This is a genomic window from Luteimonas wenzhouensis (genome assembly GCF_007859305.1).
GTDB classification, from domain to species: Bacteria; Pseudomonadota; Gammaproteobacteria; order Xanthomonadales; family Xanthomonadaceae; genus Luteimonas; species Luteimonas wenzhouensis.
Genome location: NZ_VOHE01000007.1, coordinates 161,046 through 168,675, shown reverse-complemented (window position 1 = coordinate 168,675; position 7,630 = coordinate 161,046). Strand labels below are relative to the sequence as shown.

Sequence of the window (7,630 nt, the reverse complement as noted above, 5' to 3'; positions counted from 1 at the left end):
CCGGCATCTGGAGCGCTCGCTGGGCCCGCCGAACCTGGACGGCGTGCGGCTGCTGGCGATGGACGAGTTCGCGATCCAGAAGGGCCACCGGTACGCGACCGTGGTGGTCGACCCCGAGCGCAAGCGGCAACAACAAGATCAAGGTCATCAAGCGGGTGGCCTACGGCTACCGGGACGACGCCTACTTCTTCCTGAAGATCCGGGCGGCCTTCCCCGGACTTGGGTGAAGAACCGAAAAAAACTCCCTCTCCGCCTGGGCAACGCGGAGAAGGAGCCTGGATGTACGGCTAATCGGGTGTGCTGTTATCAGATCAGCGGAGTCGGCATCGGCGGGATCGCCGCGGCCGGGCTCTTCTTGGTGGCCTTCCTGGCCTTCTTTTTCGCGGTCTTGCGCGCCGGCTTGCCGGCCGAATTGCCCGCCGTCTTCCGGGTCGCCTTCTTGGCGGCCTTCTTGGCAGGACGCTTGGCGGTCTTCTTCGCCGCCTTCTTGGTCGCCTTCTTGGCCGTCGCCTTCTTGGCGACCTTCTTCTTGGCGACCTTCTTCTTGGCGACCTTCTTCTTGGCAGCCTTCTTGGCGACCTTCTTGGCCACCTTCTTCTTGGCGACCTTGCGGGTGGCCTTCTTCGCGACCTTCTTCTTCGCGGCCTTGCGGACGGTCTTCTTCGCGGCCTTCTTGGCCGGACGCTTGGCGGTCTTGCGGGTGGTCTTCTTCGCGACCTTCTTGGCCACCTTCTTCTTGGCGACCTTCTTGGCGACCTTCTTCTTGGCTACCTTCTTGGTGGCCTTCTTGCCCGCGGCCTTCTTCGCGGGTTTCCTGGTCGCCTTCTTGGCGACCTTCTTTGCAGCTTTCTTCGCGGCCATGTGATGGCTCTCCTCGTCAGTGGACTTGCGGTACTACTGCCCAGTTCAAGCGGCGCGCGGGTATCGGACCCGCGCACGACCGCCGGCGCGCCAGGCGCACCGGGACGGATCCGTCGGGGACAACGCGATCGGGGAGTCGCAGTCCCGGGAATGCAAAAACACCTGCGGCCCGGAGCGTCGCAGGTGTCGGATGGGAAGGTCGTTGGCTTTCGCAGCGGAGACGGTGCCTGAATCCACCTTGTAGAAGTCCGGGGCGGATGTCTGTTGTTTGCCGCGCGTTTTCGCCGTGTGCTGACTCACTCGCTTCTGTGCAACCGTCTGTTGGGCGAAACCTAATCACGGTTTTTTCGGCTGTCAACACCCCGCCCTCGAATCCGTTCGCGCGACGACCGCCGCGTTCGCGCCGACGGGCGCGCCGGCGAGAGGCCGACTACGCGGCGATCGCCCGCGATGCATCCCGCGTCGCCCGCGATGCATTCGAGGAAAGCGCGTAAAACAAGCACTTTCCGCGCTCGTGCATGTCGCACGTGGATGCGCGTCGCGAGCGTGTGGCGCGACCGCGCCGGGACCATCGACGTCGAGCGCGTCGCCATCACGCACGCTTGACGCGGTTGCCTGGCGACGCGCCTGCGGGAGTGGTTTGCGCCGAAAGTGCGCAAACTTTCCGGGCCACCGGAGCGGTCCCGGAGCGACGCGAAGCGTCGCGCGCGAACGCGATCGGGCTGCATCGCGACCAGCGACACATCGATACGGAAGGAGAAGAAGAGCCCAAGCAGGGAGTGCGTCTGACGCGCGGACCAGAGTCCGGCTGGCAATGCGGCCGCCGACGCCAGGCGACCGCTCGCGGGCGGCGGACGCATCGCGCCCGCCGCGCATGCATCACAGGTCGTCTTCCTCGATCAGGTCGGCGTAATCGTCCGGCCCGAGCAGGTCGTTGAACTGGTCCGGATCGCTGGCCTCGACCACGAACAGCCAACCCTCGCCGTAGGCGTCCTCGTTGATGGTCTCGGGCTTGTCGGCCAGCGCGGTGTTGACCGCGGTGACGGTGCCCGACACCGGGGCGTAGACGTCCGAGGCCGCCTTCACCGACTCGACCACCGCGCAGGCGTTGCCCGCCTCGACGCTGTCGCCGACCTGGGGCAGCTCGACGTAGACCAGGTCGCCCAGCAGGCCCTGGGCATGGTCGGAAATGCCGATCGTGACCTTGCCATCGCCTTCGATGCGGGCCCATTCGTGTGACTTCATGAACCTCAGGTCGCCAGGGATCTCGCTCATGTCCGCTCTCCGGATCGTGCGGGGTCAGGGGGAAGGTGGCGCTAGTGTATCCATGCCCGGGTGGGCGGCGGCAAGTTCGGCCGCCACCGGGTCAGGCCGGCTTGCCGTCGCGGACGAAGGGGAACTTCACCACCCGGACCGGCACGTCGCGGCCGCGGATGTCCACGCTGACCCCGCCGGACAGGTCGCCGGCCGGTACGCGGGCGAAGGCGATCGCCTTGCCCAGCGTCGGCGAGAAGGTCCCGGACAGGATCTCGCCATCCCCGCCGGCCGTACGCACCGCCTGCCCGCGGCGCAGCACGCCCTTGTCTTCCATCAGCAGCCCGATCATCCGCCGCGGGGCGCCGTCGCGATGGTGCGCCTCGACCACTTCGCGGCCGATGAAATCGCGACCTTCGTCGAGCGAGACCGTCCAGCCCAGCGCGGCCTCGTAGGGGCTGGTGTCCTCGTCCATGTCCTGGCCATAGAGGTTCATGCCCGCCTCCAGGCGCAGGGTATCGCGCGCGCCCAGCCCCACCGGCTTCACCCCCGCGTGCAGCAGTGCGTCCCACAGGGCCACCGCGCCCGATTCCGAGGCCACCACCTCGAATCCGTCCTCTCCGGTGTAGCCGGTGCGCGCGATGAACACCTCGCCGAACGGCGTGCCGGGCAGCTCCGCGGCCGCGAACCGGCCGAGCTCCGACGCCTGCACGGCAGCGTCGCCGAGCAGGCCGAGGACCCGCTCGCGCGCGTTCGGCCCCTGGACCGCGATGATCGACAACTCCGGTCGCTGGCGCACCCGGACATCGAAGTCCGTGATCTGATCACCGATCCACGCCATGTCCTTGTCGCGCGTGGCCGCGTTGGCCACGAGGCGGTAGGCGTCGCCGCCGAGGAAGTAGACGATCAGGTCGTCGATCACCCCGCCGCGGGGGTTGAGCATGCACGAGTACAGCGCCCGGCCGGGCTGCTTGAGCTTGTCGATCGAGTTGGCCAGCAGCCTGCGCAGGAATGCCCGGCTGCCGGGACCGTCCACGTCGACGATGTTCATGTGGCTGACATCGAACATGCCGGCGTCGCGGCGCACCTGGTGGTGCTCCTCGATCTGGGAGCCGTAATGGATCGGCATGTCCCAGCCGCCGAAGTCGACCATGCGCGCGCCGAGCGCACGATGGTGGTCGTTGAGGATGGTCTTGCGGGTCATGGAAGGCGTTCCTGCGTGGGTTGGAGCGATTATCGCCGATCCCCTCGCCGCCGTTTCCGCATGGGGCGCCGCCAGGCTAGGCGCGGCCACCCGCGCCCGCGGCGCCGCAGTCTGGCCCCTGGCAGGGGTCGCTCTCGACCTGCAGCGTGGCGTGGCCGATCCCGAACCGCGCGGCCAGCATCTCCACGGCCACGTGGCGCAAGGCGTGCGCGTCCACCTCCTCATCCACCACCAGGTGCGCGGTCATCGCCGCCTGGCGCGAGGCCAGGGCCCACACGTGCAGGTCGTGCACGTCGTCGACCCCGGGCAGGCCGGCCAGCGCGCGGTGGACCTCTTCCAGGTCGATGCCATCGGGGACACCCATCATCAGCACGTTGCCCGCCTGGCGTACCAGGGCCCACGCGCGCGGCAGCACCCACAGCCCGATGGCGGCGGCGATCAGCGGGTCGGCCAGCCGCCAGCCGGTGAAATGGATCACCACCGCGCCGGCCACCACGCCCAGGGAGCCGATCATGTCCGCCCACACCTCGAGGTAGGCACCCTTGACGTTGAGGCTCTCCTCGCTGCCGGCGTGCAGCAGCCGCATCGCCACCAGGTTGACCAGCAGCCCGGCCACGCCCACGACCAGCATGCCCAGCGATGCCACCGCCGGCGGCGCCAGGAACCGGTGCGCGGCCTCCCACAGGATGTAGCCCGACAGCACGAACAGCAGCAGGCCGTTGAGCAACGCGCCCATCGCCTCGGCACGCACGTAGCCGAAGCTGCGGCGCGCATCCGGCGGGCGTCGTCCGAGCCGGACCGCGACCAGGGCCACGCCCAGCGCGAATGCATCGGTGACCATGTGCACCGCGTCCGACAGCAGCGCCAGGCTGTTGGTGGCGAAGGCCGCGGCGGCCTCCACCCCGGCGAACAGCACGATCAGGGCCAGCGCCCACCACAGCGGGCGTTCGTGGCGGATGCTCGCGGCCGATGCGTGCTCGTGGTGGTGGTGGCCGTGGCCCGCGTGGTGGTGGTGATGGTGGTGCGTCATGGCGTCCACGCTAGCCACGACCGGCGGTGTTACACAATCGCGCGTGCCGGCTGCCGCCACGCCGGCACGCGGAGACGCGCGGACCGCTGCTCTGGCGGTCGGCAGGCAACTGAATGCGCGACCGGCGCCGCTCCCGCGCAGGCGGCCGTTGCACGGTCGGACGGCCTACCGGGCGGACGGCACCTCGGGTTCGACCTGGAGGATCTCGCCGTCGGTCCCGGTGACCCGCACCGGCGTTCCGGCGGGCAGCTCCGGGCCCTGCACGGTCCAGAACGCGTCGCCGATCTTGACCCGGCCGCGGCCGGCGACGATCGGCTGCTCCAGCGGCACCACCCGGCCGACGTGGTGGTAGGCGCGCTTGTTGAGCGTCGGGCGGTCGCTCTCGCGCTCGCGCCCGCGCCCGCGCACGTACTTGCGGTACACCTGGATCGACACGAAGCTCAGGACCACGAAGGCCGCGACCTGGGCCAGCAGCGGGATCCCCGGCACCAGCAGCACGGCCAGGAACACCGCCGCGGCGGCCAGCCCCATCCAGAGCATGAAGGCGCCGGGCGCCAGCGCTTCCGCCGCAAACAGCAGCAGCGCCACCGCCGCCCAGCCGACCACGTCCCAGCGCAGCTCCATGGCTCAGCTTCCCGCCGGGAAGGTGGGCCGCACCGGGGGCGGCTGGTTGCCGCCGCGCGGGGCGGACTGCTGCTTGCCGAGCGCATCCTTCGCCAGCTCGGCGATGCCGGCGATCGAACCGATGATGCCGCTGGACTCCATCGGCATGAGCACGAACTTCTGGTTCGGCGCGGTGGCGAGCTTCTCGAACGCCTCGACGTACTTCTGCGCGACGAAATAGTTGATCGCCTGCACGTCGCCCTGGGCGATCGCCTCCGAGACCATCTGCGTGGCCTTGGCCTCCGCCTCGGCCAGGCGCTCGCGCGCCTCGGCCTCGCGGAACGCGGCCTCCTTCTGGCCTTCCGCCTGCAGGATCGCCGCCTGCTTCTCGCCTTCGGCGCGCAGGATCTCGGACTGGCGGTGGCCCTCGGCCTCGAGGATCACCGCGCGGCGGTCGCGCTCGGCCTTCATCTGCCGCGCCATCGCGTCGACCAGGTCGCGCGGCGGCTGGATGTCCCGGATCTCGATGCGGGTGACCTTCACGCCCCAGGGGTTGGTGGCGTGGTCGACCACGTTCAGCAGCTGGGCGTTGATCGCCTCGCGTCCGCTCAGCGACTCGTCGAGGTCCATCGAGCCGATCACGGTGCGGATGTTGGTCTGGACCAGGGCGATCATGGCGATCTCGAGGTTGGAGACCTCGTAGGCCGCCTTGGCCGCATCCAGCACCTGGAAGAACACCACGCCGTCGACCTTGACCACCGCGTTGTCCTTGGTGATCACGTCCTGGCTGGGCACGTCCAGCACCTGCTCCATCATGTTGACCTTGCGCCCGACGCCGTACACCACGGGGATCAGGAAGTGCAGCCCCGGGTCCAGGGTGTGGGTGTACTTGCCGAAGCGCTCGACCGTCCACTCGTAGCCCTGCGGCACCATCCTGACGGTCTTGAACAGGATGATGACGCCGGCGACCAGCAGCACCGCCGTGAGAAACATGCCTCCGCCCATGGAATCGCTCCTCCCGAAACAGGATCGAGTATAGGACGCAGACGGCACCCGGCGGCCGGATGTGACCGTCGCCCCGGACCGGCGCGTCCGCTCCCCCGTCGCGTTCCCGGTCGCGCCCCCTCGATGCCCGGTCTGCCCGGGCTGCGACCGTTTCGCCTCCGGCGGCATCCACAATGGGGAATGGCCGCAGCCCCCAGACCCGCGTCGAGCTTCGCCATCGACCTGCCCGACGCGTGCTGGCGAAGGCGCGGGCCGGCGACCGTACCGCGTTCGAACAGGTGTATCGCCGGTTCGAGCGGCCGGTGTTCGCCATGGCGCTGCGCATCTGCGGCGACCGCGAGGAGGCCTTCGAGGTGCTGCAGGAGACGATGTTGAAGGTGTACGACCGGATCGGCGGATTCCGCGGCGAGAGCCCGTTCTGGGCCTGGCTGCGCCGGATCGCGCTGAACGAGGCGCTGATGGCGCTGCGCCGCGGCCGCCGGCTTGCCGAAGAGCTGCCGATGGAAGACGGCTTCGAGGCGGTCGACGAGTTCGCGCCGCCGCCGCCCGCCGCCGCCGACGCGGCCCTGCTCCAGCGTGCCCTGGAGGCGCTGCCCGCGACCACCCGGAGCGTGCTGTGGCTCGCCGGCGTGACTCCCGGCAGCGGCGCCGCCGAGGCCGGCCTGCGCAGCGGCGACCGCATGGTCTCGGTAGACGGCATCGAGATCCTCGGCAACAGCGGGCAGCTGCGGGTCGGCAACGCGCGCAAGCTGCTCGCCGGCCTGGAGGCGGACAAGCCGGTGCGCATCGGCTACCTGCGCGACGGGCGTCGCGCCACGGTCGACGTCACGCCCGGGCGCGACCGCCGGGTCGCCGTGATCAGGGCACCCGATGGCGGGTTCGGGATCGTGGGCGACGACGTCTTCGAGTTCGAACTGCCCGGCATCAGCCCCGAGGTCCAGGCCGAAGTGCGGCGGGCGATCGACGGCGGGAAGACCCGGCTGGCCTCGGCACTGCGCTGGCGCGGCCTGCACCTGGCAACGGTGGATCCCCAGCTGGGCCGCTACTTCGGTGCCGACCGCGGCGTGCTGGTGCTCTCGCCCGGCGGGATGGACGGCCTGCAGGCGGGCGCCGTGATCCAGCAGGTCGACGGCAAGGCGGTGGCCACGCCGCGCGAAGTGATGGACGTGCTGCGCGGCAAGCGCGAAGGCGAGCGCGTGAGCGTGGACTACCTGCGCGACCGCAAGCGCGCGCAGGCGCGGGTCGCGATCCCCGGGCCGATGGCCTGGCCGCCCGCTCCGCCGGCGCCGCCGCCCCGGCCCGCCGGGCCGCCGAAGCCCCCGGTGCCGGCCGCCGCCCGCCCTCCGGTCCCGCCGACACCCGCCCCGGCGCCCGGAATCACGCGGAACCTGGCCTTCCTGGCCGTCCCGGGGAGCCCGGCCGGCCCTTGACACGGAACCGTCCGCGGCACGCGCGGCGATCGCGGCGATTCCTACTTGGTGAGGATCAGCTTGTCGTTGCGGGTGTGGCGCAGCCGATAGCACTCGTTGCCATGGCGGATGCGCACTTCGCGACGGCCCTGCAGCAGGCGCAGGCTGTCGATCTCGGGCTCCGCGCACGACTGCCGGCCGGGTGGCGCCTCCGTCGCGGTTGCGGAGCCGGTCTCGGGGTGGTCCGGATGGGACAGCATTGGC

The 7,630-nt window shown here is 70.3% G+C and carries 7 protein-coding genes and 2 pseudogenes; 2 read left to right on the top strand and 7 right to left on the bottom strand.

Features of this window, described 5'->3' with window-relative positions; genetic code table 11:
* Positions 1–128: 128 nt before the first annotated feature.
* Positions 129–227 (top strand): annotated as a pseudogene (locus tag FQY79_RS12920) (transposase); the annotation flags it as partial.
* 283 nt (positions 228–510) lie between these two features.
* Here the strand turns inward: FQY79_RS12920 and FQY79_RS15905 are convergent.
* The 6 genes and pseudogenes from FQY79_RS15905 to FQY79_RS12890 all read right to left on the bottom strand — a co-directional run.
* Positions 511–591, bottom strand: a pseudogene (locus FQY79_RS15905) (histidine biosynthesis protein HisIE); the annotation flags it as partial.
* Between the two features lie 1,149 nt (positions 592–1,740).
* Positions 1,741–2,136: a glycine cleavage system protein GcvH gene (gene gcvH / locus FQY79_RS12910; protein ID WP_146313316.1), complete on the bottom strand. Its 396-nt coding sequence runs from the start codon at positions 2,134–2,136 to the stop codon at positions 1,741–1,743.
* A 91-nt stretch (positions 2,137–2,227) separates the two neighbouring features.
* Positions 2,228–3,319, bottom strand: a complete 1,092-nt coding sequence (gene gcvT / locus FQY79_RS12905) for a glycine cleavage system aminomethyltransferase GcvT (protein WP_146313315.1) — start codon at positions 3,317–3,319, stop codon at positions 2,228–2,230.
* Between the two features lie 76 nt (positions 3,320–3,395).
* Positions 3,396–4,349: a cation diffusion facilitator family transporter gene (locus FQY79_RS12900; RefSeq protein WP_146313314.1), complete on the bottom strand. Its 954-nt coding sequence runs from the start codon at positions 4,347–4,349 to the stop codon at positions 3,396–3,398.
* Between the two features lie 165 nt (positions 4,350–4,514).
* The gene (locus FQY79_RS12895; RefSeq protein ID WP_146313327.1) at positions 4,515–4,967 is read right to left on the bottom strand and encodes an NfeD family protein; all 453 of its coding nucleotides are present in this window, start codon (positions 4,965–4,967) and stop codon (positions 4,515–4,517) included.
* 9 nt (positions 4,968–4,976) lie between these two features.
* Positions 4,977–5,957 (bottom strand): SPFH domain-containing protein, encoded by a 981-nt coding sequence (locus FQY79_RS12890; RefSeq protein WP_146313313.1) that lies wholly within the window; start codon positions 5,955–5,957, stop codon positions 4,977–4,979.
* A gap of 233 nt (positions 5,958–6,190) precedes the next feature.
* Here FQY79_RS12890 and FQY79_RS15695 point away from each other — a divergent pair, with 233 nt between their 5' ends.
* Entirely contained in the window at positions 6,191–7,387 is a 1,197-nt protein-coding gene (locus tag FQY79_RS15695) for a sigma-70 family RNA polymerase sigma factor (protein WP_246123118.1), read from the top strand.
* Positions 7,388–7,428: 41 nt separating this feature from the next.
* Here the strand turns inward: FQY79_RS15695 and hemP are convergent, their stop codons facing one another.
* On the bottom strand, positions 7,429–7,626 hold the full coding sequence (hemP, locus tag FQY79_RS12875; protein WP_146313312.1) for a hemin uptake protein HemP: 198 nt from the start codon (positions 7,624–7,626) through the stop codon (positions 7,429–7,431).
* Between the last annotated feature and the right edge of the window lie 4 nt (positions 7,627–7,630).

Coding starts and splice junctions, on each gene's coding strand:
- gcvT (WP_146313315.1), bottom strand. CDS start 3,319: ATGACCCGCAAGACCATCCTCAACGACCACCATCGTGCGCTCGGCGCG.
- FQY79_RS12900 (WP_146313314.1), bottom strand. CDS start 4,349: ATGACGCACCACCATCACCACCACCACGCGGGCCACGGCCACCACCAC.
- hemP (WP_146313312.1), bottom strand. CDS start 7,626: ATGCTGTCCCATCCGGACCACCCCGAGACCGGCTCCGCAACCGCGACG.
- FQY79_RS12890 (WP_146313313.1), bottom strand. CDS start 5,957: ATGGGCGGAGGCATGTTTCTCACGGCGGTGCTGCTGGTCGCCGGCGTC.
- gcvH (WP_146313316.1), bottom strand. CDS start 2,136: ATGAGCGAGATCCCTGGCGACCTGAGGTTCATGAAGTCACACGAATGG.